The organism is Labrys sp. E2SS-1L (assembly GCF_057073705.1).
Window position 1 is genome coordinate 478,157 of record NZ_CP172713.1, and the last position, 25,534, is coordinate 503,690.

The window sequence follows — 25,534 nt, forward strand, 5'->3', positions numbered from 1 at the left end:
GTGTTTTTCACGGGCTGAAGACCAGGACCAGGAAGACGAAGAACACGCCCAGATGCACGGCGCCTTCCAGCATCGTCGTCCGGGTGCCTGTGAAGGTGAGCGTCGACAGCACGAGCGTCATCGCCAGCAAGATCATGTTGGTCGCCGAGAGCCCAAGCACCACATTCTGCCCGGTCAGGAGGCCGATCACGAGAATGGCCGGCACGGTGAGACCCAGTGTCGAGGCGGCTGCACCGAGACACAGATTGATGGCCCGCTGCAACTGATTGGCGGTGATGGCCCGCAAAGCCGTGATGCATTCCGGCGTGAACACGATCATGGCGATCAGAATGCCGCCGAGCGCCGTCGGCGCGCCGAGCCGGGCGATGCCGAAGTCGAGCACCTTGGCCAGGCTTTTCGCCAGGAGGACGATGGGCAGGATGTTCAGCAGAAGCAGGAGGAGAGGCGCTGCGATCGGGCCGCCTGCCGCTGCCTCCTCGATTTCCGCCTCCTCCTCTTGCGCCGGAGGCGCCTCGGTCGACGGCTCGCGATAGAACTCGGCATGGCGGCCGGTCTGGAGCACCAGGAAGGCGCCGTAGAGCATGAGCGTGAAGATCGAGAAGCTGATCGCCTGGAAACGCGTCAGCGAGCCGTCGCTGACGGAGGTGGTGAAGTTCGGCAGGATCAGCGGGATGACGGCCAGCGGTATGATGATGGCGAGATAGGACGAGGCACCCTTCAGATTGTAGCGCTGGGCGAAGTGCTTCATGCCGCCGAGCAGAAGGCCCAATCCGACCACCCCGTTGAGGACGATCATCAGCACGGCGAACATGGTGTCGCGCCCGAGCGTCGGTGCTCCCTTGGCGCCAAGCATCACGGCTGAGATCAGTGCCACCTCGATGATGACGATCGCGAGCGTGAGGATCAGCGTGCCGTAGGGCTCGCCGAGGCGGTGCGCCAGCACCTCCGCCTCATGTACGACGCCGAACGCCGTCCACATGATCACGGCCAGGAGCCACGCGAAGACCGCCACCGCGACCAGTGGCATGTCGAGCTGTCCCAGCAGGGGATCTGCCAGGAACTGGAAGGCGGCGACGCTGGCCCATGCGGTGGCGAGACGGAGGATCAGGATCGGCATGAAGGGGATGACCTCGGATGTCGAACAGAATGCCGCAGAATGGCTTGACAGCCGCTTCACGGCAAATCCGGGCCGAAGGGGCCGCCATCTGCGAGGCGGCGTCGAATTGCAAAGACACTTCGAAACAAAAGAGACCGGAAAGAAAAGGCCACGATCGGGCCTTTTCGGCTTTCTCACCGAAGATGGAGGACCCGAAACCGATCCGGCTCCGCCGGATCTCGATCGACGACCTGGACGGGTGGCCAGGCCCATTGCCAGACACCGATGCCCGGCATGCGGGAGAACCGGATCTCGCCACGGGTGCCTGTAACGGCCAGTTGGGGCCAGGATTCGGCAATGCGCGCCCGATCCGTGCCGTGAGCGTGCAGGGCGGCAGCGAGGACGGCGATGGTGTCGTAGCCTTCGAAGGCGACGAAGGAGGGAGGTTCGGCCAGACGTTCGCGCAGGAGCATTTCGATGCGGGTGCCGAGAGGCCCGAGACGCCCGGGCAGATAGCGCAGGAACGGGATGGCCATGCCATCGGCGCCGAGCAACCTCGCCCATTCAGCGAACTCCGGCTGCCCGGCTGGGGCACCGATCATCATCCCGGCGAGCCGGTGATCGCGGCGGACGGCCTCGACGATCGCCAGGGCCGGCTCGGGGTACCCGACCAGCAGAAGCAGGGCCGTTACGCCAAGGCCGGCGAGTTCGTCGCACATCGCTACGGGGGTGAGCGAGGTCATGTCGAGTTCGATGACGGTGCCGCCGTGTGAGGCAAGGTAATCCCGCAGCAGGCGGACGCCGGATGCCCAGTAGACACTCGGCTGGGTCGCTGCGGCAATACGGCCATGGCCCGCATCAAGGAGGAAGTCGGCGTAGGCTTGCCAGCTGTGGGATTGAGCCGGGGCGAGGCGCGCGACCCAGTTTGTCGGTTGCTCGGCAAGCGCGTCGAGAACTGCCGAAGAGCAGAGGAACGGCAGGCCAAGGGCATCGGCTCTGCCAGCCGCGGCGCGGGCGACGACGCTGTGATATTCCCCCACCAGGGCGGCCGCGCCCAAGTGATTCAATTCATCGACCGCTGCCACGGCTCTTTGTGGGTCGGCGGCCGTGTCCCGGACCAGCAGTTCGAGCACTCTTCCGCCGATGCCGCCGGCGTCATTGACCTCGCCAACGGCCAATTCGAGCCCGGCGAGCAGATGTCGGCCTGCCTCGACCCAGCCAGGCTGGGTGAGCGGAGCCAGGGCACCGATCCGAATGGTTGGCCCGTTGGTCGGCTCTTGACGGGGGGACGACGTCTTCATGAGGTGGCATCTCCCGGGATTGGACGCCATGGGTCGGGATCGTGGGCGGGCGTCAGGGCCGCGAGGCTTGGCGCCCGTGGGAGCAACCCGTTCGTGCCGCTCGAAGACAGCCTCATACAGACGCACCATCGAGGTGCACAGGAACGGTCCCATGCAAATTGCGCCAATCTGTATGGCCGAGGCGGGCCATACAGTTTCTGGACCCGACCAGAGACGCATGCGGCATGTATCGGCAAGGCGGATGGTTCTCGCATGGCCTGTTGCCGGATCTGCAAGGTTGCGGCGGCCTAGTCTGGCGCCGCGCCGATCGGCGGTCCGCCGGGCGGGCGGTGCAGGAAGGTGATCGAGGCGTAGGCGCCGAGCCACGACCCCAGCGCTGCAAAGGCGACATAGACCCAGTTCTCGGTGTAGCTGATGACGGCATAGGACGACAGCAGATACCAGACGCTGCTCCAGGTCGCGGCGGGGACGCGCTTGCGTGCCACCACCGCAGCGGTGAACATGACATAGACCGCATCCGTGGCGGCGGTTGCCAGCAGGACGGCGCCGGCGGTCACGGGATCGATGGCAGCCATTGCAACTTCTCCAAAGTCGGACAGGGGAGAAGCGAATTAAGCCATAGTTGCGGGCTGTTGGCGCCTTCTTGTCGACGCCTCTTCATTCTTGAGGCAGACATTGCTCGGAGAGGCGGGGCGGGCTGAATCCCGATCTGCAGCTCAGTTCTTCGCCCGCGGCGGCGCTTGCGGTGTTGCCTGCTCCTCATGAGCTGGCCGGCGTACGATCTCGTTCTGCAGGGCTGCGATATGATCATGTGCGACATCGCTGACGGCCCGCTCAATGGCGCGAAAGCGTGCGATGAGAGCAAGGCCCAGGGGCGTGAGGACAGCTCCGCCGCCATTCTTGCCGCCAATCCGGCGCGTGGCGACGGGTTTGCCGAAAATCTGGTTGATTTCCTCGACCAGATCCCAGGCCCGGCGGTAGGACATGCCCATGGCCCGTCCGGCCGCGGAGATCGAGCCGAGCAACGCGATGTTCTCGAGAAGCTCGATTTTTCCGAGGCCGATGCGGCCTTCGGGGCCAAGATCGATGCGCAGGCTCAGGGACGGAGCGGTGTTCCGCCAGCGTTCGGGTTGCGCCTATCTGGTTCGTTACGAGATATAGTGGCATCGTAGAACGCTGTCGGTGCGATTGTCGATGCCGGCAAGTTTCCGCCCCTTTCTTTTCACGGGAGATGTTCGATGAAGATCAGCGCACGGAACACGCTCAAGGGCAAGATCGTGGACATCGTGAAGGGGGCGACGACGGCGCATGTGCGGCTCGATGTCGGCGGCACCATCGTGACCGCTTCGATCACCAATGAGGCAGTGGACGCGTTGAAACTTCAGAAGGGCCAGGAAGCCTATGCGGCCATCAAGGCCTCCGACGTGATGATCGCCATCGACTGAAACAGGATCGGAATAAGCTTCCTCGCCGGGATATGATCGGGGCCCGCTTCGGATGCACAGGCCCGTCGTAAGGGGGGATCGGCAGGTGGCATCGAGCACAGTTTCCGTCGGGGCGCCAAACCGAGGTTCCCTTGTCGACATCCGCAGGATCCGTCGAAGATAGGCTGTTGCCATCAGGTAGTATTTTGCCTATCGCTATATATGTCAGAATATTGCGATGATCGTGGATCGTCGCTGATTTCCGATCGCTCACTCACGCCACGATGGCGGAATCGCTCCGCCATCACGCAGGTTTGGCACCAACGTTATATCCTAACGAATATAATGAAATACCGGCAAACGTTCGAACACGGGAGGATTTTATGAATATTGCAATCCGCAAACCATCACTCGGTTCCGCTGCCGCGGCGTTCATCGCCAAGCGGCACAAGCTCCTGATCGATGGGGAATGGGTCGATGCTCGCAGCGGCAAGACCTTTGCCGTCGAGGATCCCGCGACCGAGGAGAAGATCGCCGAGGTCCCCGCGGGAGACAAGGCCGATATCGATCTTGCGGTTGCCGCCGCACGCCGGGCTTTCGAGACGGGGCCGTGGTCCCGGATTTCTCCCGCGGAACGCTCCCGTCTCGTCTGGCGGCTCGGCGACCTTCTGGAGCAGCATGCAGACGAATTCGCCGAGCTCGAGGCGCTCGACAATGGCAAACCGGTGACCAATGCGCGCCAAGGCGATGTCCAGGGCTCGATCGACATGTTCCGCTACATGGCCGGCTGGGCGACGCGCCTCAACGGCGAGACCATACCGGTGTCGAGCGCGGGCAATTGGCACGCCTATACGCTGCGCGAGCCGGTAGGCGTGGTCGGCCAGATCATTCCCTGGAACTTTCCCCTGATGATGGCCGCCTGGAAGCTGGCGCCCGCTCTTGCCTCGGGCTGCACCATCGTGCTCAAGCCGGCGGAGCAGACGCCCTTGTCCGCCCTGCGCTTCGGCCAACTCATTCAGGAGGCCGGCTTTCCGGCCGGCGTCGTCAACATCGTGACCGGGTTCGGCGAGACCGCCGGTGCCGCGCTCGCCGAGCATCCCGATGTCGACAAGGTCGCCTTCACGGGCTCGACCGAGGTCGGCAAGATCATCGTCAGGGCAGCGGCCGGCAATCTCAAGCGCGTATCGCTCGAACTCGGCGGCAAGTCGCCGGCCATCGTGTTTCCCGACGCCGATCTCGACCTCGCCATCGCCGGCACGGCCGATGCGATTTTCTACAATCAGGGGCAGTGCTGCACCGCCGGCTCTCGCCTGTTCGCCCACAAGTCGATCTATGATCGGGTGGTCGCAGGGGTCTCGGAAGCGGCGGGCAAGCTGAAGGTCGGCCATGGCCTGGATCCGAGCGTCAATCTCGGCCCGCTGGTTTCCAAGGAACAGCACCAGAGGGTTACCGGCTTCCTGCAATCGGGCCGGGAGGAAGGCGCGGAGGTCGTGACCGGTGGCAGCATCATCGGCAATCAGGGCTATTTCGTCGAGCCGACGGTATTGGCCCAGACCAGCCGGGACATGCGTGTCGTGCGCGAGGAGATCTTCGGGCCGGTGGTCTGCGTCCAATCTTATGACGACGACGATCTCGATGCGGTCGCGCGCTTTGCCAACGACACCGAATACGGCCTGCAGGCCAGTGTCTGGACCCGCAATCTCAAGGTCGCCCATATGATGGCCCGCAAGATCAGGGCAGGCACAATCTGCATCAATACCCACAATTACGGCGACCCGGCCTGGCCGTTCGGCGGCTACAAGCAATCCGGCTGGGGCCGCGAGATGGGCAAGGAAGTCATGGAACATTACACCGAGACAAAAGCCGTCGCGGCCAGGCTCTGACGGATCCGCCCGAGCGGCCGTAGCGACGATGCAAAGGCGGGGCGCTCCAGCGCTCCGCCTTTGAGATTTATGGCGCGGCGCCACGTGTGGTTGGCGGGTCGGATTTCTGGAAGGCGGCGGCTTCGGCATGGAGCCAGTCGCAAAACAGGCTGGACTTGCGATTGCGCCTCGCCCGGCGCAAGGCGACATAGTCGTGGCCACTGTCGAGGAACCCCATCGATGCCTGCAACCGGCCGGAATGGATGTCCTCGCTGACATAGGGCCATGGCGCGACACAGACGCCGAGGCCGGCCCGGGCGGCCTCCAGCATGAAATAGAAATGCTCGTACTCGAGGCGCGGCCCGGGCTCGATCGACTGTCCGGAGCGCGCATGCCAGTCGTCCCAGGCCCGCAGGCGCGTCCGTGTGTGAAGCTGGGGTACGCCGTCAAGGCCCCTGGGCGATGCCGCGGCCAGCGAGGGAGCAAGCACCGGGCCGGTCTGCTCGGGAAACAGGCCGATGACGTCAGCTCCCTCAGGCCATGGCGGTGCGCCCACACGTATGGCGACGTCGAAGCCGTCCCTGCTGAAATCGACGGGACGGGACGAGGCCGTCAGGCGCACTTCAATCTCGGGAAACTCGGCCTGGAAGCGGTAGAGCCGCGGAATGAGCCAGCGCATGGTGAAGGTGCCGGGGCAGGATACGTCCAGCGCCCCTTGCTCGATATCGGCCACCGAGCGAACCGAGATGTCGATCTGGTCGAAGGCCTTCACCAGCCCGGCCAGCAGGGTCGAACCCGCATCGGTCAGGCGCAGCCTGTTCTTCGGGCCCTCGAAAAGCGCTACGCCGAGAACCTGCTCCAGATGCTGGATCTGGCGGCTGACGGCGCTGTGCGTGACGTTGAGTTCCTCGGCCGCGCGCGTCATCAGGCCGTGTCGGCCTGCCGCCTCGAAGGCTCGCAACGCGTTCAGCGAGGGGATATGCCTTGCCATGTGCAATTTCCGAACAATGAATGTTCGATCATATCGATTTTCATTCTGTAAATCATAGGGTTTTCTATCTCTCGGTCGATATACTTTTCCATTTTGGAACAAAGAAGGACGGTCGGCAAACAGATGCCGCGCCTTGTTCCAAGCCAGCGCAGGAGACAGGACATGCACAGCAGACACGGGGACGGCAGCGCCGGTGACGCGGATTACGGCGTGATCGGCAGCGGCTACAGGACCTACCGCCAGCCGGATCCCTACATCGCGCAATTCATCCTGGAGGCCTTGGGCGATGCGGCAACCGTGCTCAATGTCGGCGCTGGCGCCGGGTCCTATGAACCGGTCGATCGCACGGTGACGGCGGTCGAGCCCTCCGTCTCGATGCGGGCACAGCGGCCGGTTCATCTGTCGCCTGCAATCGATGCGACGGCCGAACGCCTGCCGTTCCCCGACCGCAGCTTCGATGCCGGTATGGCGACATTCACGGTGCATCAATGGGCGAATCTCGGGCAGGGGCTGAGGGAGATGCGCCGGGTTACGCGTGGGCCGGTGGTGGTTCTCAGTTGCGATCCCGATGCGCTGGAACGCTGCTGGCTGCATGCCTATGCCCCGGAGATGATCGCCGTCGAGGCACGCCGCTATCCGGCCATGGCGGCCATTGCCGATGCGCTCGCAGGGCATGTCGAGATCCGGCCCGTACCCATCCCGCTCAACTGCATCGACGGGTTCGGCGAAGCCTATTACGGCAGGCCGGAGCGTCTGCTCGAGTCCGGTGCGCGGCTTGCCAACTCGGCCTGGAGTTTCGTCGATCCTGCCGTCGGCGCGCGCTTCGTGGCCGATCTCAGCCGCGATCTCGAGGATGGCACCTGGGACGATCGCTACGGTGGACTGCGCCACCAACCCTTCTTCGAGGGATCCTTGCGATTGATCGTATCGAGACCGTGAGGTGCGATGATGAAGGACGAATTACGCGCCCTGAAGTCGCTGGCCGGTCCTCTACCGACCTTCGACATGGAGGAGGTGCCGGACGATCCGCGGCTTTTGTTTTCCTCCTGGTTCCGCGATGCGGTGCAGGCCGGGGTGGAAGAACCGCATGCCATGGTGCTCTCGACCGTCGACGAGCAGGGGTCGCCGGATGCGCGCATCCTCATCCTCAAGCATCTCGATCATCGCGGTTGGTATTTCGCATCCACCGACCAGGGCCCGAAGGGGCGCCAGATGGCGCTCAACCCCCAGGTGGCCCTGACCTTCTATTGGACGAAGCTCGGACGCCAGGTACGCATTCGCGGCATGGTCCGGCGAGCGGACATGCATGAGCGCGACGCCGACTTTCTCGCCCGTCCGCTGGGCGCGCGGGCGATTGCGCTCACGGCCAGGCAAAGCGAGAGGCTGGCATCCCCACGGGAACTGGAGGAGGCGCTCGAACTGCAGCGGGAGCGCTTGCGACAAGGGCCGGATCTGGTCGCGCCGCATTGGGGCCTGTTCATCGTAGCCCCGCGCGAAGTGGAGTTCTGGCAAGGCGACACGGAACGTCGGCATCGACGCCTGCACTACCGGCACGGAGCGACGGGATGGGCACGCGAAAAGCTATGGCCCTGACGGCATGCTTCCCGCTTGCAGTGCTGCGGGACAGGAAGGTGAGGGGACCATGTCAGGCCTGCGTCTCCCGATCGCCGGGCTGCTCCGGTGCGATCGGTTTGAACAGGGTGCGGTCGGGCTTGAGGTCCAGCAACGGGGTGCCGTCGAGACAATCGAGCCCGCGGACCAGCAGGGTCGATCCTTCGAGAGCCACCAGCGTCGCGATCGAGGTGCCGATCGGGTTCGGGCGGACCGGCGAGCGGAGTGCGAAGGTGCCATAGGTGGTGCCGTTGTCGGCCGGGCTCTGACGGACGAGGTCGCGCCGCGACAGATGCAGCCAGTACAACACCTCCAGGCGTTCGAAGCGCTCGATGCCATCCAGTGCTGCCTGCCAGGGCTCGAAGATCTCGATACGGCAGACCGGTCCGTCGGATCGCCCCTGCCGCGGCGCCATCAGTCTGGACGTCCATGGCGTCCGTATCAGGCCAATGAAGACCAGCCCCGCATCCGTCGGCTCGGGAGGGGTAACCGCTACCTCATTCTGCCTGATTTCGCTTTCACGAACCATGCTCAGCTCCTTTTGTGTGGCTTGCTGTAGCGTGCATGTCCCGAGCCTCTCAAGCGCGGCAATCCTGTTGCAATGTGAAATTCCTGGGCCAGCCTCGGTTTCACGATAGCAAAGAGCCGCCGTTGCAGCGGGCACGACCTTCGCCGTCAAGCCAAGGATCGGCTAAGGCAAGGATCGGCGCTACCCTGGCAATCTCTGCCTCGATTTCCTATGGTGCCCCACCACCCGGGCGATCGTGGGGTGGCGGAGGCATGGTCTTCGTCCAGCCTCGTACCGGCCGTCGGCATCCGACAAGCCGTCGCACCCGAAGGGCCATGTCCTTGCGGAGTGGCATGCCGCCTCACCACGATGAAAGAAAGTGACGAATTGCGATGAACCGACCTGTCTATCCCGGCGTTGCCGGCCTTTCGAGCTCGGTGTTCTGCAAGAAGGAGCCGCGCAACACGAAGTACATCTTCGCCGAGATCGTCGACTACGTGCTCTCCAGGATCAAGCCCGATGCGGCGCCGGTCACCTTCGTGCAGGTCGGCGCCAATGACGGCGTGCGCGGCGATCCCATCAGCCGGCATGTCATCCAGGGAGGCTGGCGCGGATTGCTGGTCGAGCCCGTACCGGCTGCGATGGAAAGGCTGCGTGCCCATTACGACGCATGCCCCGGGCTGGTCTTTCGCGGCGAGGCAATCTGGTCCGAGGAGGGCAGGCGAGACTTCCACATCGTTCGCGGTGAGGACGTGCTGAGCAGCTTCTCATTGCCGACGATCATGATGCACGAGCTCAAATATGATGATCTGCCCGGCATGATCGAGACCGTGCCGGTCGCCACGCGCCGGCTCGATTCGCTTTGCCGGGAAACTGGATTCGAGACGGCGGATTTGCTGGTGGTCGATGTCGAAGGCTGCGACGACATCGTCTTGCGCACCTTCGATTTCGACCGTCACCGCCCTTCCGCGATCCTGTTCGAGCACGTGGCGCTCTCGGCCGACGCCTCGCAGGCGATCGGCGCGTTTCTCGAAGAGCGCGGCTATGCGATCATCTACGACCGCCATGACTGCCTGTGCCTTCTCGGCGAACGGTTCGAACCGCAGCTGGTCGAGTTCCTCGAGCGGGTCGTCACGGCCGCGCGGGACAATTGAGGAGCAGGCAGAGGGGGCGAACAGCTCGTCTCTCATTCATTTGCTGCCGGCATCGATATTCGGCGGGGGGCGCTCCCTCCGCGCGGCGCGCGGCGGGTCTTCCGTAAAAATCGACGAATCCTGTCTTGGATGAAGCCGCCCGGCTTCGAAGTCCGGACGGCTTCCTTCTGTCGAGAGTCCTGGCATCGGGCCAAGCTCCGGGACCGCCTTGGTGCCCGAAGCCCTGGCCGGCATCAGCCATTTATTTGGCCGGCGAAGCCTGGGCCGCCGTCTCGATCAGCTTGGCGACCGCAGCCGGGTTCGACACCATCACCACATGCGAAGCGCCCTTGACCACCACGGTCTGCTTGGAATGGGCCCGCTCCGCCATGAAGGCGAGAGCCTGCGGTGGGATGTTGCGGTCCTTGTCGCCATAGACGAACCAGGAGGGGATGGTCTTCCAGGCCGGCTCGGTCGAGGCTTCGCCGAGCGCGGCCTCGGCGATCGGGCGCTGCGTGGCGGCCATTAGCTTTGCCTCGCCCTTGGGCACATCGGCGGCAAACTGATCGGGGAATTTGGCCTGCTGGATATAGAGATCCTTGCCGCCGCCCGAGATCGGTACCGGCGGGGCCAGTGTTGGCCCGAGCGTCGAACCGGGGAACTTCCCCGTGAGTCCGATAGCGGTCTCGCCGGTATCGGGCGCAAAGGCCGCGACATAGACGAGGGCCTGGACATTGGCCCTGCCGGCAGCTGCCTCGCTGATGACGGAACCGCCATAGGAATGGCCGACCAGGACCACAGGCGTCTTGATGCTGTCGATCACGCTGGCCACGGAATCCGCATCCCCGCGCACGCTGCGCAGCGGATTGGCGGCGGCGACGACGGGGTAGCCGTCTTTTTCGAGGCGCTGGATCACGCCGTTCCAGCTCGAGGCATCGGCAAAGGCGCCATGCACGAGCACCACCGTCGGCTTGCCGCTCTCCGCCAGTGCGGGCGCGCTCAGCAGCAGGGCGCCGGCGACGGCCAGCCCCTTCGCGAAGTTCTTCATCGGATTTTCCTTCGGGTTGTCACCCGCAGCCTGTGTCGGGTGGAGGATGAAAACGCCCGGCTACATCTCGGGGGCGAAGGTGGCGCGCATGGCGGCCTCTTCCTGCCGGATGCGGGTCACCAGGGGAATGAGATAGAGAGGGATGCCGATCACCAGCGTCCAATAGGCATTGAGAACCAGAGCAAAACCAATGAGTTCCGGCAGGATATTCAGAAAATAGTTGGGGTGCCGCACGAACGAGAACAAGCCGCTCTGCACCCGCCGATGCTGCGGGCTGATGATGATCTTGATCGTCCACAGGCGGCCGAGCGAGCGGATGACCGAGACGAGGACGAGGGCGGAGGCGAGATAGACCACGATGCCCGCGGCAGACACCAGCGTGTTCGGCTCATGTAGGCCGGCCGCCGCCTCGGCGACCGCGCAGATGTAGTAGAGCACGTGAGAGGCAGCGAGGAAGATGCTGTTCTTCGCGCCATATTCGGTCGCGCCGTCCCTCTTCAAGGCCTTCTCGTGCCGTGCCGAAATCACGAGCGTGATGAGGCGCCAGGCAAAGGCGGCGACGGCGAACAGGATGAGATGAAGCGGCATGTGAATTCCCGGATCGTCAGGAGCAGGGCGCTTTAGGGCGCCAGCTTGGTAAAGACATAGTCACGCGCCTTCACGCGCGCCTCATGGCAGGCAAAGCAGGTCTCATGCTGGGCCTGGTCCACCGGCTTGCCGTCGATGAAGCGCCCGAACCCCCAGCCGCCCGTCGCGGCATATTTCTTCGAATCCTTGACCATCACCTGCACCGTGGTCGCCGGCCCCGGCACCAAGGCGGATTCGAATTCAGGCGACTGGACATGCTTCCAGGCAAGCTTGACCAGCACTGTCCCGTCGGGGAAGGGCAGGGTCCCGGCGCGATAGGCGTCGAGCGCGGTCCTGTTGCCGAGCACGGTGCGCAGTTCGTTGAGGGGCTCGTGTTCCAGCGCCGGGGCGACCAGTTCCCATTGCCGGTAGCCGTCCGGAATGGTGACGCCATAGATCGGCGAGGCCGGCTTGGGTTTGCTCTTGGTGATGTCTGTGTCCTGGGCGAGTGCCCCGGCCGCGGCGACGACCACAGCCACGAGGCAGGCCCCGGCCAAGGGCATGATCACTGAGGTCTTCATCAGGAAGCTCCTTCGCCTGGTTCAGAAACGGGCAACGTCGAGCATCGCCTTGGCGAAGGCTTCAGGGGCTTCCTGCGGCAAATTGTGGCCGATGCCGCCCGTGATCAGGCGATGCTCGTAGCGGCCGGAGAACCGCTTGGCATAGGCCGCCGGTTCCGGATGAGGCGCACCATTGGCATCGCCCTCCATGGTGATCGTCGGCACGGTGATCGTCGGCAAGGCGGCGAGCTTCTTTTCCAGCGCGTCATATTTGGCTTCGCCCTGTGCCAGGCCGAGCCGCCAGCGGTAATTATGGATCGAGACGGCGACATGGTCGGGATTGTCGAAGGCCTGCGCCGAACGGGCGAAGATCGCATCATCGAACTTCCATTGCGGCGAGGCGAGCTCCCAGATCAGCCGGGCGAAATCATGGGTATATTTCGCATAGCCGGCCGCGCCCCGATCGGTGGCGAAATAATATTGGTACCACCACTGCAGTTCAGCCTTCGGAGGCAGGGGCGCCTTGTTCAGTTCCTGGCTGCCGATGAGATAGCCGCTGACCGAGACCAGCGCCTTGCAGCGCTCGGGCCAGAGGGCAGCGACGATATTGGCGGTGCGGGCGCCCCAGTCATAGCCGCCGATGACGGCCTTCTCGATCTTCAGCGCATCCATGAACGCGATGATGTCGCTGCCCAGCGCCGCCTGCTGGCCATTGCGAGGCGTGTCCGCGGAGAGGAAGCGCGTGCTGCCATAGCCGCGCAGATAGGGCACGATCACGCGGTAGCCGGCGGCCGCCAGGATCGGCGCGACATCGACATAGCTGTGGATGTCATAGGGCCAACCATGCAGCAGCAGCATGGGCGCGCCATCGGCCGGCCCGGCCTCGGCATAGCCGACATCGAGCACACCGGCCCTGACCTGCTTGAGCGCGGCGAAGGACGTGTGGGTGCCACGGCCGGAGGCGGGCGCGGAGGAATTGGCTTGCGCACTGGCGGTACCGATTGCGCCGAGCTGCGCGAGAACGGCACCGAACGCCAGGGTGCCGAGCAGGCCGCGGCGCGATTGATCGATCTGTTCCGACATCGACATGATTCCCGATTGCTGAAGTTGTGACCGTAAAAAGCCGCAACACTGTATCGGCCTTATGTCGCCATCGCCTGGATTTGAAAGGCTGTGTAAGCCCGTTCCGCCTCGATACACAGTGATACAATCGACCATCGCAGCCGCCGGCATGGGTGGCCTTTGGGAACGGCGCCTGTATGGCAATGTATCGGCACGCCAGCCGGATACAGCAGGATGCGGATCGGGGGCCGCGGGGACATATCGGGCAAACATGGCATCGCCAAAGACAGGGTACCGGCGGCCGGGCTGCCGTGAAATGAATGGAGTTGCCCCATGTCTTCAAACAAGATGTCTTCGACCAATTCGTCTTCCTCGAGCAATTTGCCTTCACATGATTTCGGTACGTCCCGACGCAGTTTGCTCAAATCGGCCGCCGCCGCAGCGCTCGTCGGCCTGATCCCCACCGCGCTCTACGCGGCGGAAGCCGGGAGCGATATCAGGCCCTTCAAGATTGCCATTGCCGAGGAGGATATCGTCGATCTGCGCCGGCGCTTGAGCGCCACGCGCTGGCCTGAAGAGACGGTGTCCGACTTCTCGCAAGGGGTGACGCTGGCAAGGCTGAAGCCGCTGGTGGCCTATTGGGCGCAATCTTATGACTGGCGCAAGGTCGAGGCCCGGCTCAACACCCTGCCGATGTTCGTCACCGAGATCGACGGCCTCGACATCCATTTCATCCATATCCGCTCGCCGCATGCCAAGGCCATGCCGATGATCATGACCCATGGCTGGCCGGGCTCGATCCTCGAATTCATGAAGGTGATGGATCCGCTGGTCGACCCCACCAGATATGGCGGCAAGGCCGAGGATGCCTTCCATCTGGTGGTGCCCTCGATCCCCGGCTTCGGCTTCTCGGGCAAGCCGACGGCCAGGGGCTGGGGCTCCGACCATATCGGCCGGGCTTGGTCCGTGCTGATGCGGCGCCTCGGCTATGAGCGCTATGTGTCGCAGGGCGGCGACTGTGGTTCGGTGATCTCCCACCGCATGGCCCTGCAGAAGGTGCCCGGCCTGATCGGCATCCACGTCAACATGCCGGGAACGGTGCCCAAGGAAATCGCCGCGATCCTGACGGCCGGTGGCCCGGCGCCGGCAAATCTCACGCCGGACGAACGGCGGGCCTTCGACGCTCTCGATGTCTTCTACAAGGACAGTTCAGGCTACGCGACCATGATGGTCACGCGCCCGCAGACCATCGGCTATTCCCTGGTGGATACTCCCGTGGGCATGGCCGCCTGGATGTACGAGAAATTTGCGACCTGGACCTATAGTGGCGGCGATCCGGAGAAGGTGCTGACCAAGGACGAGATGCTCGACGACATCTCCCTCTATTGGCTGACCCAGACGGGCGCTTCGGCGGCCCGCATCTATTGGGAAGACCATTCCAACAATTTCAACGCCGTCGACATTCCCGAACTGCCGGTCGCCGTCACGGTCTTCCCCGGTGAGATCTATCGCGCCCCCCGGAGCTGGGCAGAGCGCTGCTATCACAACCTCGTCTATTTCAGCGAGGCGAAGAATGGCGGCCACTTTGCGGCGTGGGAGCAGCCGGAGCTGTTCGTGCAGGAAGTCCGCGCCGCCTTCAGGTCGCTGCGCTGAGGCGGTCACCACCGGCGTCCGCCCATCCAGGCGGGCGCCATTGAAACCTTGACGTTGTTGTTTGCCCGCCTGGGCAGCTTTCGTGGAGGGACCTGCAAGGGTTGCGTCGGTCATGCGGTTCTTCGCTGAGAAATACTGGAGGCAGCGGCGAGCTTCCCGGTGAGAACTTTGCTGTGTTCGCGGCTTTCGTCACGCGCGATGAGCCGGAGGTGACGAAGAAATTGTAATGATATTATTGATCTCAACAGCACCCGTCGCTTCGGCGGGTGACTTTTTATTTGCAATTCACCAACGGGTGTAATTGTCTGAAAAAAAGCACTAGAACGAGAAGGGGGACATCGGCATGAACAACTCGACCCGCAGCCGTCTCGGGGCGCTCGCCATGCTCGCTATGTCGCTGGCCGTGACGCCGGCCCTGGCGGAGGAGCCCATCGCGCTCGGCTGGGTGGGGCCCCTTTCCCCGCCCGGCAATTACTCCGGCGGGCAGGAGATGCAGTGGGCCGTGCAGCTCGGCGTCGACGAGATCAACAAGGCCGGCGGCGTGCTCGGCCGCCAGCTCCAGGTCATCTACGAAGACACCAAGGGCCAGCCCGCGGAAGGCAGCGCGGCGGCGGTCCGGCTGATCACCAAGAACAATGTTTCGGCGATCTTCGGCGAGTTCCATTCTTCCGTGGCCCTGGCCGAGATCGAAGAGGCGCACAAATATGGCGTGCCCTGGGTCGGCACCGATGTCTGGGCCGACGACGTCACCGCCAAGCAATATCCGGAGGTCTTCCGGGTCTCTCCCGCCAACTCGCTGGTCTACGTCAAGGCCGCCGACTGGACGGTGGAGCAGGGCTTCAAGAACGTCGCCATCATCGCCGAGAATACCGATTTCGGTCAGGGCGGCGCCAAGATCATCGCCAGCGAACTCCAGGCCAAGAACGTTGCCAACACCCTGGTCACCATCGACCTGAACCAGCAGGATTTCACCCCGGCCCTGCTGCGCCTGATGAGCCAGAGCCCGCGCCCCGACGCCATCCAGATGGTGATCGCCGGCCAGGCCCAGTACCAGCTGGTGAAGCAGGCCTGCCAGCTCGGCCTTGCCCCGACCGCCGAGACCAAGCTGATCGGCTCGTCCGGCCTGCTGCAGAAGGAGGTCTGGGAGGTCACGGGTGCCTGTGCCAAGAACCTCCTGATCGTCAATGTCGCCCAGCCGAAGTCGCAATGGAACGACAAGGCCAAGGCGTTCGTGGCCGCTTTCACCGAGCGCTACAAGCGGGCGCCCACCGGCGTTGCCCTGGAAGCCTATGATACGCTGGGCGTGGTGGTCGAAGGCATCCGCAAGGCCGGGTCCGCCGACCGCGCCGCGATCGTCAAGGCCCTGGAGGCGGTCAAGTATGAAGGCGCCAACGCCACCTACAATTTCCCGGCGACCAAAACCCCGGCCTGGGCCTTCCACCAGTTCATGGATGTGCCCTTCACCATCATCCAGTACACGGCGGAGAACCAGAGCCCGGAGGAGGCGGCCATCGTCTATCCCAAGAACTGGGCGACCACGGACAAGATCCTGCCTTGATGGCGCGTACCGACGGATGCCGGCTTTTTCCGCCGGTCCTCGCCCGTCGCAGCCGATGGTGAGGGGATCATGAGCTATTTTCTTCTTCTCGCCGTCAACGGGCTGGTGATCGGCCTGATCTACGCGCTCATCGCCTCCGGCCTGACGCTGGTCTTCTCCGTGCTGAAGGTGGTCAATTTCGGCCATGGCTCGCTCTATATGCTGGGCGGCTATGCCTCCTACTATTTGATCACCGGCCTCGGCCTGCATCCGCTGCTCGGCGTCGCCGGCGCGATGATCGGCCTGTTCGTCTTCGGCGTCGCCTTCGAGCGGCTGGTGATCGCACCGATGTATACCGACAAGGTCGAGCGCAAGGACGAATATGCCATCATCGTCACCTTCGGCCTTACCATCCTGCTCACCAATCTCGGCCTCGTCGTCTTCGGGCCGTTCGCCAAATCGCCGCCCTCCTTCATGGCGGGGGTCTTGATCGCCGGCCCGCTGATCCTGCCCTATGACCGGCTGATTGCGGCCGTCGTCGCGGTGATCCTGCTGGCGGGGCTCGCCTTCTTTCTCAAGCGCACGACGCTCGGCCAGGCGCTCGACGCCGTCAGCCAGAGCCGTGAATCCGCGGCCGTCATCGGCATCGATCCGCATCGCATGTATACGGTTGCCTTCGGCCTTGGCTCGGCCCTGGCCGGCGGGGCCGGCGCGTTGATCGCACCGGTCTTTGCGCTGTCGCCCTCGATGGGCGACCTGCCGGGCGTGCAGGCCTTCATCATCATCGTGCTCGGCGGCATGGGCTCGGTCGGCGGTTCGATCGTCGGCGGTATCCTGCTCGGCCTCGTCCAGAGCCTCGGCGTCGGCTATTTGCCCGATCCCAACCGGGCGCTGGCCTATACCCAGGCCTTCGGTGCCTTGCTGCTCGTCATCACCCTGCTCGTGCGGCCGACCGGCCTTTTCGGCCGCTCGCATCTGCGCCTCGAATAGGCCAGGCAGACCATGGCGCGATTCTCCCTGTCCCAGGTCGTCCAGGCCATCCTGCTGATCGCGGCGCTGCTCGCGCCACTGGGCGCCGGAACCTACTGGATCCATGTCGGCGCCATCGCTTGGTACTACGCCTTGCTGGCGGCGAGCTGGGCCATGCTTGCCGGTTTCGCCGGGCAGTTCTCCTTCGCCCATGTCGCCTTCGCCGCCCTTGGCGGTTATGGCTCGGCGCTCGGCACCAGCCTGCTCGGCTTGCCGCTCGCCCTTTCCATGCTGCTGGCAATCATCCTCGCCGCGATCGCCGGCGCGCTGATCGGTGCCCTGGTGCTGCGGTTATCCGGTCCCTATCTCGCATTGTTCACGCTCGCCCTCGCGGAGATCTTCCGCATGGTGCTGGTGGCCGAGGAGGGCATCACCCGCGGCATGCTCGGCCTGCCGGTGCCGACCCTGTTCGCGGGCCGGTCGGACCTGCCCTATTACTATCTCGGCCTTGGCCTCGTCGTTGCGGCCATGCTGGCGATGAACGGCTTGTTGGCGACGCGTGTCGGGTTGTTCCTGCGCGCCATTCGTGAGGATGAGGGCGCGGCGCGGGCCAGCGGCATCGACACGACGCGCTACAAGATCCTGGTCTTCGTCGTCACCAGCATGATCGCCGCCGTGGCCGGCATCTATTACGGGCATTTCATCGGCATTCTGACGCCGAACATCGCCATCCTGCCCGAGATGGGACTGGTGATCGCCATGGCGGTGATCGGCGGCATCGAGAGCCTGCCCGGCGCGGTCATCGGTGCCGTCGTGGTCTTCGTGCTGTCGGAATTCCTCAGGGCTTATGGCGAATGGCGCTTCGTCCTGATGGGCTTGGTGCTGATCCTGGTTCAGCGCTTTGCCCAGAACGGCCTTTTTCCGCTGATCGAACGCTGGAGCCGTGCGCGCCGGACCAGGCAAGCAGGCCAACCAGCCGGGAAACGCCATGCCGAGTGAGAGCGCAGCCTTCTTTTCCGTCAACGGTCTCGCCAAGCATTTCGGCGGCATTCATGCCGTCGAGGACCTGTCCTTCACCCTGCAGCGCGGCGAGATCCTCGGCCTGATCGGCCCCAATGGTTCGGGCAAGACCACCACCATCAACATGGTCACGGGGGCGTCGAAGCCCGATGGCGGCAGCATTGAGGTCGAGGGCGCCGACATGGCGGGCCAGCCGGCCCATCTTTATGCCCGCCGCGGCATCGCGCGCACCTTCCAGGTGCCGCGGTTGTTCCGGCGCATGACGGTGATGGAGAACCTGATCGTTCCCGCGCTGTCGGACGCCTCGGAACGCCGCCCAACGGCCGAGGAGCGGGCCCGCGGCGTGCTCGCCTTCCTCAGGCTCGAGCACCTTGCCGATCATTATGCGCGCGCGCTCTCCGGCGGCCAGCAGAAGCTGCTGGAACTCGGCCGTGCGCTGATGCTGCGGCCGCGCCTGCTCCTGCTCGACGAACCCTTTGCCGGCGTGCATCCGCGCCTGCTCGACGAGATCGTCGGGCATATCCGCAGCCTGAACCGGGATGGCCACACCATCGTGCTGGTCGACCACAATCTCGATGCGGTGCGCTCGGTCGTCACCCGCGTGCTGGTGATGGCGCGGGGCCGCAAGATCGCCGATGGCGCCGTGTCGGACGTGCTCCGCAATGCCGACGTGGTGCGCGCCTATACCGGCACGCGCATGGGAGGGCCTTGAGATGAGTCCGGCTCCGGCCCCCGCCGAGCCCCGCTGGAGCGACCGGCCCGGCTTGCTGGCCTGCGAAGATCTCGTCGCCGGCTATACCGGCGACATCGACATTCTGCGCGGCCTGTCCGTGAAGGCCTGGCCCGGCCGCATCTCCTGCGTGGTCGGGCCGAACGGTACCGGCAAGTCGACCCTCCTGAAATCCCTGTTCGGATTCCTGCGCCCCAGTGCCGGCCGCGTGCTGCTGGGCACGGATGACATTACCGGCAGCCCGCCGTTCCGGATGCTCGGCCTCGGTGTCGCCTATCTGCCGCAGCGGCCGAGCCTGTTTCCCCATCTGTCGGTGGAGGCCAATCTCAAGCTCGGCCTGTGGCATGCGAGGCCGAAGAAGCCGGTGCTGGCCGAGCGTCTCGATAGCGCCTATCAGCGCTTTCCCGTCATCCGGGAGAAACGCAGCCAGCCGGCAGGCCAGCTTTCCGGCGGCCAGCAGAGGCAGGTCGAGATCGCCCGCAGCCTGATGGCCGACCCCTCCGTCTACCTGATCGACGAGCCGACCGCGGGGGTGGACCCGCAGACCAGCGAGACCATCTACGACATCGTGCAGGGCCTGGCGCGCAATCTGTCGAAGGCGGTGCTGCTGGTCGACCAGGACATCCGCGCCGCACTGGCCATCACCGATTACGTCTATGTGGTGAAGAACGGCACCGTCTTCTCGGAAGGCGAACGCGACGATTTCGGCACGGACACCGATGCGCTGGTGGCGCGCTGGCTTTATGCGAGCGGGGAATAAGACCGGGTCATGAAAGGCCTGCCTCAAGGAAAGCCATTACTCTGAGCGACAGTTTTGGGGAGCAGGTCTGAAGACCACCTCTTTCAAGGTGTTTGCTCACAGTCCGAAACCTATTGGGATTACGAAGGTTGGCGCTGCCCCTCACCTTACCTCTTCCCGTAAGAACGGGGCGAGGGGGTGCAAGCGTTGCGATCTGTCCTCAGAGCTTTCATCTCGCCCTGCCGTTGGGCGAGACGGAAGGTTTTCTGCATGAAACGCGACGCCGGGGTCTCCTCGCCCCGTTCTTGCGGGGAGAGGTAAGGTGAGGGGCAGCGCAACTTCAACGGCAGGCACAAAAGCTCAATGGTGTCGAACACCTTGAAAGGGGTAGGTCCGAACACCCCGTCTCGCGTGGTGATCGGTCAATCATTCCGCTCAGACGGCATGGCTCAGGGCGCCTGATAGGCGGGCGGCGGCTCGAACAGCCCGCCGCGGCGGATTTCCAGGGCGCGGCCGATGCGTAGGGCCAGGGCTTCCTCGAAGCGTGGTACCGCGATCTGCAGGGCGGTCGGCAGGCCGGTCCCGACGAGGCCGGTGGGGACGCTGAGCGCGGCCATGTCCATCAGGTTGACGAAGCGCGTGAAGGTGCCGAGCGGCGTCTTCGTCTCGTCGATCTCGGCAAGCGGCGGCGGCAGGATCGGAGCCGTGGGCGTCAGCAGCGCATCCGCGCCCTCCAGATAAGCGGCGAACTCGATCTGTGCGGCACGCCGCTGCTCCAGGAGATCCTGGTAGCGGGCACCGTCGATCTCCCGACCCTTGAGGATGCGCGACCGTACGTCCGGATGCACCGGGCTATCGTCAGGCCCGGCATAGCGGCCGAGATGGTGCCAGGATTCGGCCGACATCAATTCGCCGGTCAGCGCCATATAGGCTTCCGGCGCGCGCGGCATCGCCTTTTCCCGGATGTCTGCGCCGAGCGCCTCGAGGTCGGCGAGCGCTGCGCGGAACCGCTCGAGCACGTGGGGATCGACCCCGGCAAGGTCGCGTGGGGCAGGGATGGTGAGGCGGAGGCCGGCAAGGTCATGCTCCGGCGCGCTCGACAGCGCGACCGGCGGCACGCCGAATGTCGCCGGATCGAGCGGATCCCGCCCGGCCATGGCGGCGAAGAGAAGGGCGGCATCCTCGACCGAACGCGTGAGAGGACCGACGCTGTCGAAGGAGGTGGCGAGGGTCAGCAGGCTCCCGCGTCCGATCCGGCCGACGGTGGTCTTCAGGCCGACGATGCCGCACATCGCGGCCGGGTTGCGGATGGAGCCGCCTGTGTCGGTGCCGAGCGCTGCCGGGACCAGGCCGGCGGCAACCGCTACGCCCGATCCGCTGGAGGAGCCGCCGGGTGCCCGGGGCACATCCGGGTCCCGCGGATTGAGCGGCGTGCCGGTGATATGGTTGGTGCCCCAACCGCCGAAAGCGAATTCGACGGTCTGGACCTTGCCGACGAGCACCATGCCGGCTTCGGTCAGGCGCGTTACGGCATTGGCTGTCACGGCCTGGGGCTCGGAACCGAGCGCCCTGGAACCGGCCCTTGTCGGCCAGCCCTTGACGTGGAACAGGTCCTTGGCGGCATAGGGCACGCCGTCGAGAAAGCCCCGGCTCTCGCCGCGGCGTCGGCGCTGGTCGGAGGCGATGGCCGCCTGGAGCGCTTCCTCCGCAAAGACGCCGACAAAGGCCTGGAGCGCGCCGTCATGGGCGGCGATGCGCTCCAGGGCACGGCCTGTGATGGCTTCGGAGGTCACGCGCCCCTCCGCCAGCAGGCGGCCGAGCTCAGCGGCTGTTGCGAATGCGGAAATATCGTCTGCGCCCACGCCGGTCTCCCTCATCGGATTCGGCCAAGCAAAGCATGGCGGGACCCGACAAGGGAAGACCAAGATGGGAATGCCCATCGGGCCAGCACTGTCAGGACCGGTCCGATCCGGGCTTCGGCGAAAGGGAGGCCCCGACCGTCACGGAACGAGCAGCAGCTTGCCGGTGGTCTTGCGGCTTTCCATGTCTGCATGGGCCTTGGCCGCGTCGGCCAATCGATATTCGCCGCCGATCCGAACATCGAGCATGCCCTCCGCCAGCCAGTCGAACAATTGGGCCGAGCGCCCGCGCAGCAGTTCGGGCGTGTGGATGTGATCGAAAAAGGTTGCGTAACCGATCTTGATGCTCCGCGGCAGACTCATGATATCGAGCGGGCCGGGGCCGCCAAGGACCGGGCCATACCAGCAGAACGTGCCGGACCGGCGCAAGATGTCGAGCGAGCCCTGGAACGTGGTAGGGCCCGAACCATCATAGACGACGTGGACGCCTTCCCCGTCGGTCAGGCGCAGGACATCCTCGGCAAATCGCCCCTCGGTGTCGACGATCACATGGTCGGCGCCGGCTGCCTTGGCCATGGCCACCTTGTCCGGCGTCGAAACCCGCCCGATGACCTGGCCGCCTCGCAGCTTGATGATCTGCGTCAGCAGCAGCCCTACGCCACCGGCTGCCGCATGGACGAAGGCGATGTCGCCGGGCTGAACCGGATAGAAATCGGTGGCGAAGTGACTGGCCGTGAGCCCCTGCATCATGATCGAAGCGGCAGTCCGGTCGTCGATCGCGTCGGGCACGGGCACCAGCGCGGTGGCCGGGATTGCGATCCGTTCCGCATAGCTGCCCGGCGCATAGACCCAGGCGACGCGCTGGCCCGGCTCGAAGTCCGCGACGCCATCGCCTCGCGCCAGGACGCGGCCGGCACCCTCCACGCCCAGTATCTTGGGATTGGGCATTTCGGTCCAGGCCATGCCCTGCCTGACGCCGATATCCATGAAGTTGACGCCGGCAAAGGCGATCTCGACCAGGACCTCGCCGCGGCCAGGCACCGGTTCGGCGCGCTCGACATGGCTCAGCCTGTCGCTTCCGCCGATTCCATTCATCACGATGGCTTTCATTGATTAACTCCAATATTGAACGTTCGTTCCTGAATTATGCAAAAAAACCTAGCGCAGGGCCCTCAAGGCCATGTCGGCCAGGCTGGTTAGCATCCGGCGGTCGGCGCCGCTGCGCCCGGCAATGCGGATGCCGGCGATGCTGGCCATCAGAAATTCGGCCATCCTTTCCGGATCGAGATCGGCGGCGACGTCGCCTTCGCGCTGCGCGTCCCGGACCCGGCCGGCAAGGACACCGCCCAGGCTTCTGGCCAATGACGCATTGATCTCTGCGAGATCGGCACGAGACGCACCGAACTCGCAGACCGAACCGGTGCCGAGGCAAGGCTGATTGGCCGTGTCGGCCACCCGGCGCAGCATCGCCTTGATGCCGTCCATGCCGCGCGCACCGCTTCGCAAGGCCTCGAAATGGGCGGAGCATTCGCCCAACCCATAGCGGCGCACTGCGGCGCAATAGAGCTGCCACTTGTCGCCGAAGGCGGCGTAGAGGCTTTGCCGGCCGATACCCATGGCATCGACGAGCATCTGGGCCGAACTGCCTTCGAAGCCATGTTCCCTGAACACGCCGATCGCGGCATCGAGCGCGGCGTCGGTGTCGAATTCCCGTAATCTTGCCATGTTGATCATCTAGATATTCGGGAACGAATGTTCAAGAAAAAATTTTGAAAGGGCACGCTGCTTTCGCCCGTTGCATCGAAGCCATTCCATATCGAGACATGGAACTGTGTGCTCCAGAAAGCCGTCATCCGAAGGTAAAGGCATAGGCTTCGACGCCGGGGTCGAGAAAGCGGACCTCGAAAGTCCGGGCCGCCACCCCGCCGGACTGGCGCAGGAGCTGGTAGAGCCGCGTTTCGGCGACCAGGCCGTTTCCTTGCGCATCGATATCGGCCCCATGGTCGGGACCGGGAGCCTTGCCGTCGACGCTGACCTGGAAGCGCACGGGCTTGCCGGCAGCACCGGGACCGAGCACGAGATGCAGGTCACGGGCGCTGAAGCGATAAGTGATGCCGCCGCCTGCCTTGTCGAGAACCGCCCGTTCGGCGCCGACGGTCCAAGTGCCCGACAAACCCCATTGGTTGAGCCCGGGATCAGCGACGGAATAGTCGCGGGTCGCGTCGGGCGACACCCGTTCCGCCGAGGCGAAATTGTCGGCGCGGCCATAGCCGAGATAGGTCTCCTGCGAACCGAGATTGCTCAGATCGGGACTGGCCTCGGCGCCCTTCGCCGTGGGTGCGACCGCTTCTTTCGCCAGCTTGTCGCTGCCGGCTTCGCGCAGCAGATCCTGGATCGCCTGCTCGGTCTGGCGGTAATTGCCCTCGCCGAAATGGTGGTAGCGGATCTGGCCACGCGCATCGATCAGATAGAAGGCCGGCCAATAGCTGTTCCCGAAGGCGCGCCAGATGCGATAGTCGTTGTCGACGGCCACCGGATAGGCGATGCCGAAATCCTCGACCGCCTGCCTGACATTGTCGAGCTTCTTCTCGAAGGCGAATTCGGGCGCATGCACGCCAACGACCACCAGTCCCTGGTCCTTGTATCTCTCAGCCCAGGCGCGGACATAGGGCGTGGTACGGATGCAGTTGATGCAGGAATAGGTCCAGAAATCGACGAGCACCACCTTGCCGCGCAATTGCTCCGTGTCGAGGGCCGGCGAGTTCAGCCAGGCGACGGCGCCGTCGAGCGACGGGGCCTTGCTCTCGATGGGAAGCGTGCTGCGGAAGGGCGTCTGCGCGTTGGCGCTCGCGATCAGCATGCCGCTGCCGGCGAGACCGGATGCCATGGCGGTCCGCGGATCCACGTGCAGCCTGTCGAGGATGGCCTGCTCGATGCTCACGGTCCCGGCATAGGAGAGGCGCGCCAGCAGGCCGGTGTCGAGGCCGAGGGCGATCACGCCGACGCCGGCCAGGACCGCGATGCCCAGGCCCTGCCGAATGCGCGCGCTGATGCCGAGCGAACGCTTCATGCCGGCAAGCAGCCTGCCGCCGACCAGGAGGGCACCGGCCAGCGAGGTGGCGGCGCCGCCGGCATAGGCGAGCAACAGCAGCGTCGTCTCGGCATTGGCCCCCTGAAGCGCTGCGCCCGTCAGCACCAGGCCGAGGATCGGGCCGGCACAGGGCGCCCAGAGCAGGCCCGTTGCCACGCCGAGAACGAGCGAACGGGCGGCCGTCGACCTGCCTGAGGTCGTGGACGCGCTGTGCAGGCGATTGCCGAAGTCGACGATCGGCAAGCTGATCGCACTGGCGAGACGTGGCGAGAGCAGGCTCAAGCCGAATATGGCAAGAAGCGCGATGGCGGCGAGGCGCCCGAATTCGTTGGCCTGGATGGCCCAGCTCCCGCCGACGGCCGCCAAAGTCGCCACCAGCGCGAAGGTGCAGGCCATGCCGATGAGCATGGGCAGCGTCCCGCGCAGGAAGGGTTGCCCGGTCCGGGCAAACACGAAAGGAAGGATGGGGAGGATGCAGGGGCTGAGAATGGTCAGAACGCCCCCGAGATAGGCAATGGCAAGCAGGGCCATCATCGTCTCCTGTGCAATCGGATTGCCGTGCCCAGTCGTGTAGGGCGCCGGCAGGAAGGCCCCGATCTGGCAGGGACGAGGTATCTCGGATGTGTCGATGGCGGCAGCTTCTTGTACCCGATTGTAGAAGGAGGCCTGCCTTGCCACACAACGACACAAAGGCCTTGGAGGCCGCGGTCACGGTCGCCTCGATGTCCCGATTGTATCGCAACGTATCCGCAGCTGCTGATCCTACATGCGTA

At 64.8% G+C, this 25,534-nt stretch carries 25 protein-coding genes; 11 read left to right on the top strand and 14 right to left on the bottom strand.

Translation table 11 applies throughout. The features are described 5' to 3' along the window. Positions 1 to 7: 7 nt before the first annotated feature. The 4 genes from ACIGJE_RS27910 to ACIGJE_RS27925 form a co-directional block, all read right to left on the bottom strand. Positions 8 to 1,117, bottom strand: a complete 1,110-nt coding sequence (locus tag ACIGJE_RS27910; RefSeq protein WP_311943467.1) for a calcium:cation antiporter — start codon at positions 1,115 to 1,117, stop codon at positions 8 to 10. A 173-nt stretch (positions 1,118 to 1,290) separates the two neighbouring features. Continuing rightward, positions 1,291 to 2,397, bottom strand: coding sequence for an ABC transporter substrate-binding protein (locus tag ACIGJE_RS27915; RefSeq protein ID WP_483681000.1), 1,107 nt, complete (start codon positions 2,395 to 2,397; stop codon positions 1,291 to 1,293). A 287-nt stretch (positions 2,398 to 2,684) separates the two neighbouring features. Next, positions 2,685 to 2,972, bottom strand: coding sequence for a hypothetical protein (locus ACIGJE_RS27920; RefSeq protein WP_068284402.1), 288 nt, complete (start codon positions 2,970 to 2,972; stop codon positions 2,685 to 2,687). Between the two features lie 141 nt (positions 2,973 to 3,113). After that, entirely contained in the window at positions 3,114 to 3,491 is a 378-nt protein-coding gene (locus ACIGJE_RS27925; protein WP_483681192.1) for a winged helix-turn-helix domain-containing protein, read from the bottom strand. Positions 3,492 to 3,635: 144 nt separating this feature from the next. On the opposite strand from ACIGJE_RS27925, the gene ACIGJE_RS27930 reads away from it, so the two are divergent. Both ACIGJE_RS27930 and ACIGJE_RS27935 read left to right on the top strand, forming a co-directional pair. Then, positions 3,636 to 3,842, top strand: a complete 207-nt coding sequence (locus tag ACIGJE_RS27930) for a TOBE domain-containing protein (protein WP_068284405.1) — start codon at positions 3,636 to 3,638, stop codon at positions 3,840 to 3,842. Between the two features lie 362 nt (positions 3,843 to 4,204). After that, positions 4,205 to 5,704 (top strand): aldehyde dehydrogenase family protein, encoded by a 1,500-nt coding sequence (locus ACIGJE_RS27935; RefSeq protein ID WP_483681001.1) that lies wholly within the window; start codon positions 4,205 to 4,207, stop codon positions 5,702 to 5,704. A 67-nt stretch (positions 5,705 to 5,771) separates the two neighbouring features. Here the strand turns inward: ACIGJE_RS27935 and ACIGJE_RS27940 are convergent, their stop codons facing one another. Next, a complete protein-coding gene (locus tag ACIGJE_RS27940; protein WP_483681003.1) occupies positions 5,772 to 6,674 on the bottom strand; it encodes a LysR family transcriptional regulator in 903 nt (300 codons plus the stop codon). Between the two features lie 162 nt (positions 6,675 to 6,836). Here ACIGJE_RS27940 and ACIGJE_RS27945 point away from each other — a divergent pair, with 162 nt between their 5' ends. After that, a complete protein-coding gene (locus tag ACIGJE_RS27945) occupies positions 6,837 to 7,613 on the top strand; it encodes a class I SAM-dependent methyltransferase (RefSeq protein ID WP_483681004.1) in 777 nt (258 codons plus the stop codon). Between the two features lie 6 nt (positions 7,614 to 7,619). After that, complete coding sequence (locus tag ACIGJE_RS27950) at positions 7,620 to 8,267, top strand: pyridoxine/pyridoxamine 5'-phosphate oxidase (protein WP_483681006.1); 648 nt, start codon at positions 7,620 to 7,622, stop codon at positions 8,265 to 8,267. A 52-nt stretch (positions 8,268 to 8,319) separates the two neighbouring features. Here the strand turns inward: ACIGJE_RS27950 and tsaA are convergent, their stop codons facing one another. Continuing rightward, the gene (gene tsaA / locus ACIGJE_RS27955) at positions 8,320 to 8,814 is read right to left on the bottom strand and encodes a tRNA (N6-threonylcarbamoyladenosine(37)-N6)-methyltransferase TrmO (RefSeq protein ID WP_311943453.1); all 495 of its coding nucleotides are present in this window, start codon (positions 8,812 to 8,814) and stop codon (positions 8,320 to 8,322) included. A 371-nt stretch (positions 8,815 to 9,185) separates the two neighbouring features. Between tsaA and ACIGJE_RS27960 the strand changes: the two genes are divergently transcribed. Then, the gene (locus ACIGJE_RS27960) at positions 9,186 to 9,947 is read left to right on the top strand and encodes an FkbM family methyltransferase (protein ID WP_367624541.1); all 762 of its coding nucleotides are present in this window, start codon (positions 9,186 to 9,188) and stop codon (positions 9,945 to 9,947) included. A 241-nt stretch (positions 9,948 to 10,188) separates the two neighbouring features. On the opposite strand, the gene ACIGJE_RS27965 is transcribed toward ACIGJE_RS27960, so the two are convergent. Genes ACIGJE_RS27965 through ACIGJE_RS27980 form a run of 4 tightly spaced genes read right to left on the bottom strand, consistent with a single transcriptional unit; the run spans position 10,189 to position 13,184 of the window. Then, positions 10,189 to 10,974, bottom strand: coding sequence for an alpha/beta fold hydrolase (locus ACIGJE_RS27965; RefSeq protein WP_367624540.1), 786 nt, complete (start codon positions 10,972 to 10,974; stop codon positions 10,189 to 10,191). Between the two features lie 60 nt (positions 10,975 to 11,034). After that, positions 11,035 to 11,562 carry an isoprenylcysteine carboxyl methyltransferase family protein gene (locus ACIGJE_RS27970; protein WP_367624539.1) on the bottom strand — a complete coding sequence of 176 codons (528 nt, stop codon included), beginning with the start codon at positions 11,560 to 11,562 and terminating at the stop codon, positions 11,035 to 11,037. A gap of 32 nt (positions 11,563 to 11,594) precedes the next feature. Continuing rightward, positions 11,595 to 12,122, bottom strand: a complete 528-nt coding sequence (locus ACIGJE_RS27975; protein ID WP_483681007.1) for a cytochrome P460 family protein — start codon at positions 12,120 to 12,122, stop codon at positions 11,595 to 11,597. 21 nt (positions 12,123 to 12,143) lie between these two features. Further along, positions 12,144 to 13,184 (bottom strand): alpha/beta fold hydrolase, encoded by a 1,041-nt coding sequence (locus ACIGJE_RS27980; RefSeq protein ID WP_367624537.1) that lies wholly within the window; start codon positions 13,182 to 13,184, stop codon positions 12,144 to 12,146. A 327-nt stretch (positions 13,185 to 13,511) separates the two neighbouring features. On the opposite strand from ACIGJE_RS27980, the gene ACIGJE_RS27985 reads away from it, so the two are divergent. The 6 genes from ACIGJE_RS27985 (at position 13,512) to ACIGJE_RS28010 (ending at position 19,832) form a co-directional block, all read left to right on the top strand. Continuing rightward, the gene (locus ACIGJE_RS27985; RefSeq protein WP_483681194.1) at positions 13,512 to 14,816 is read left to right on the top strand and encodes an epoxide hydrolase family protein; all 1,305 of its coding nucleotides are present in this window, start codon (positions 13,512 to 13,514) and stop codon (positions 14,814 to 14,816) included. Between the two features lie 343 nt (positions 14,817 to 15,159). Continuing rightward, positions 15,160 to 16,374, top strand: coding sequence for an ABC transporter substrate-binding protein (locus ACIGJE_RS27990; RefSeq protein ID WP_415084545.1), 1,215 nt, complete (start codon positions 15,160 to 15,162; stop codon positions 16,372 to 16,374). A gap of 69 nt (positions 16,375 to 16,443) precedes the next feature. Then, entirely contained in the window at positions 16,444 to 17,343 is a 900-nt protein-coding gene (locus ACIGJE_RS27995) for a branched-chain amino acid ABC transporter permease (protein WP_149249899.1), read from the top strand. A gap of 12 nt (positions 17,344 to 17,355) precedes the next feature. Continuing rightward, positions 17,356 to 18,321, top strand: a complete 966-nt coding sequence (locus tag ACIGJE_RS28000) for a branched-chain amino acid ABC transporter permease (protein ID WP_415084547.1) — start codon at positions 17,356 to 17,358, stop codon at positions 18,319 to 18,321. Then, entirely contained in the window at positions 18,311 to 19,054 is a 744-nt protein-coding gene (locus ACIGJE_RS28005; protein WP_415084549.1) for an ABC transporter ATP-binding protein, read from the top strand. Before ACIGJE_RS28000 ends, ACIGJE_RS28005 begins: the two co-directional genes overlap by 11 nt. A 1-nt stretch (position 19,055) precedes the next feature. Then, a complete protein-coding gene (locus tag ACIGJE_RS28010; RefSeq protein ID WP_483681009.1) occupies positions 19,056 to 19,832 on the top strand; it encodes a branched-chain amino acid ABC transporter ATP-binding protein in 777 nt (258 codons plus the stop codon). 428 nt (positions 19,833 to 20,260) lie between these two features. On the opposite strand, the gene ACIGJE_RS28015 is transcribed toward ACIGJE_RS28010, so the two are convergent. The 4 genes from ACIGJE_RS28015 to ACIGJE_RS28030 form a co-directional block, all read right to left on the bottom strand. Beyond that, on the bottom strand, positions 20,261 to 21,673 hold the full coding sequence (locus ACIGJE_RS28015) for an amidase (protein ID WP_367624533.1): 1,413 nt from the start codon (positions 21,671 to 21,673) through the stop codon (positions 20,261 to 20,263). Between the two features lie 138 nt (positions 21,674 to 21,811). Beyond that, on the bottom strand, positions 21,812 to 22,780 hold the full coding sequence (locus ACIGJE_RS28020) for a quinone oxidoreductase family protein (protein WP_367624532.1): 969 nt from the start codon (positions 22,778 to 22,780) through the stop codon (positions 21,812 to 21,814). A 48-nt stretch (positions 22,781 to 22,828) separates the two neighbouring features. Further along, positions 22,829 to 23,395 carry a TetR/AcrR family transcriptional regulator gene (locus tag ACIGJE_RS28025; protein WP_311943616.1) on the bottom strand — a complete coding sequence of 189 codons (567 nt, stop codon included), beginning with the start codon at positions 23,393 to 23,395 and terminating at the stop codon, positions 22,829 to 22,831. Between the two features lie 124 nt (positions 23,396 to 23,519). After that, positions 23,520 to 25,292, bottom strand: a complete 1,773-nt coding sequence (locus tag ACIGJE_RS28030; RefSeq protein ID WP_483681196.1) for a cytochrome c biogenesis protein DipZ — start codon at positions 25,290 to 25,292, stop codon at positions 23,520 to 23,522. Positions 25,293 to 25,534 lie beyond the last annotated feature (242 nt).

Excerpts from the sequence above, each read along its gene's own strand:
- ACIGJE_RS27910 (WP_311943467.1), bottom strand. The coding sequence starts at position 1,117 with ATGCCGATCCTGATCCTCCGTCTCGCCACCGCATGGGCCAGCGTCGCC.
- ACIGJE_RS27915 (WP_483681000.1), bottom strand. The coding sequence starts at position 2,397 with ATGAAGACGTCGTCCCCCCGTCAAGAGCCGACCAACGGGCCAACCATT.
- ACIGJE_RS27920 (WP_068284402.1), bottom strand. The coding sequence starts at position 2,972 with ATGGCTGCCATCGATCCCGTGACCGCCGGCGCCGTCCTGCTGGCAACC.
- ACIGJE_RS27930 (WP_068284405.1), top strand. The coding sequence starts at position 3,636 with ATGAAGATCAGCGCACGGAACACGCTCAAGGGCAAGATCGTGGACATC.
- ACIGJE_RS27935 (WP_483681001.1), top strand. The coding sequence starts at position 4,205 with ATGAATATTGCAATCCGCAAACCATCACTCGGTTCCGCTGCCGCGGCG.
- ACIGJE_RS27940 (WP_483681003.1), bottom strand. The coding sequence starts at position 6,674 with ATGGCAAGGCATATCCCCTCGCTGAACGCGTTGCGAGCCTTCGAGGCG.
- ACIGJE_RS27945 (WP_483681004.1), top strand. The coding sequence starts at position 6,837 with ATGCACAGCAGACACGGGGACGGCAGCGCCGGTGACGCGGATTACGGC.
- ACIGJE_RS27950 (WP_483681006.1), top strand. The coding sequence starts at position 7,620 with ATGATGAAGGACGAATTACGCGCCCTGAAGTCGCTGGCCGGTCCTCTA.
- tsaA (WP_311943453.1), bottom strand. The coding sequence starts at position 8,814 with ATGGTTCGTGAAAGCGAAATCAGGCAGAATGAGGTAGCGGTTACCCCT.
- ACIGJE_RS27960 (WP_367624541.1), top strand. The coding sequence starts at position 9,186 with ATGAACCGACCTGTCTATCCCGGCGTTGCCGGCCTTTCGAGCTCGGTG.
- ACIGJE_RS27965 (WP_367624540.1), bottom strand. The coding sequence starts at position 10,974 with ATGAAGAACTTCGCGAAGGGGCTGGCCGTCGCCGGCGCCCTGCTGCTG.
- ACIGJE_RS27970 (WP_367624539.1), bottom strand. The coding sequence starts at position 11,562 with ATGCCGCTTCATCTCATCCTGTTCGCCGTCGCCGCCTTTGCCTGGCGC.
- ACIGJE_RS27975 (WP_483681007.1), bottom strand. The coding sequence starts at position 12,122 with ATGAAGACCTCAGTGATCATGCCCTTGGCCGGGGCCTGCCTCGTGGCT.
- ACIGJE_RS27980 (WP_367624537.1), bottom strand. The coding sequence starts at position 13,184 with ATGTCGGAACAGATCGATCAATCGCGCCGCGGCCTGCTCGGCACCCTG.
- ACIGJE_RS27985 (WP_483681194.1), top strand. The coding sequence starts at position 13,512 with ATGTCTTCGACCAATTCGTCTTCCTCGAGCAATTTGCCTTCACATGAT.
- ACIGJE_RS27990 (WP_415084545.1), top strand. The coding sequence starts at position 15,160 with ATGAACAACTCGACCCGCAGCCGTCTCGGGGCGCTCGCCATGCTCGCT.
- ACIGJE_RS27995 (WP_149249899.1), top strand. The coding sequence starts at position 16,444 with ATGAGCTATTTTCTTCTTCTCGCCGTCAACGGGCTGGTGATCGGCCTG.
- ACIGJE_RS28000 (WP_415084547.1), top strand. The coding sequence starts at position 17,356 with ATGGCGCGATTCTCCCTGTCCCAGGTCGTCCAGGCCATCCTGCTGATC.
- ACIGJE_RS28005 (WP_415084549.1), top strand. The coding sequence starts at position 18,311 with ATGCCGAGTGAGAGCGCAGCCTTCTTTTCCGTCAACGGTCTCGCCAAG.
- ACIGJE_RS28010 (WP_483681009.1), top strand. The coding sequence starts at position 19,056 with ATGAGTCCGGCTCCGGCCCCCGCCGAGCCCCGCTGGAGCGACCGGCCC.
- ACIGJE_RS28020 (WP_367624532.1), bottom strand. The coding sequence starts at position 22,780 with ATGAAAGCCATCGTGATGAATGGAATCGGCGGAAGCGACAGGCTGAGC.
- ACIGJE_RS28025 (WP_311943616.1), bottom strand. The coding sequence starts at position 23,395 with ATGGCAAGATTACGGGAATTCGACACCGACGCCGCGCTCGATGCCGCG.
- ACIGJE_RS28030 (WP_483681196.1), bottom strand. The coding sequence starts at position 25,292 with ATGGCCCTGCTTGCCATTGCCTATCTCGGGGGCGTTCTGACCATTCTC.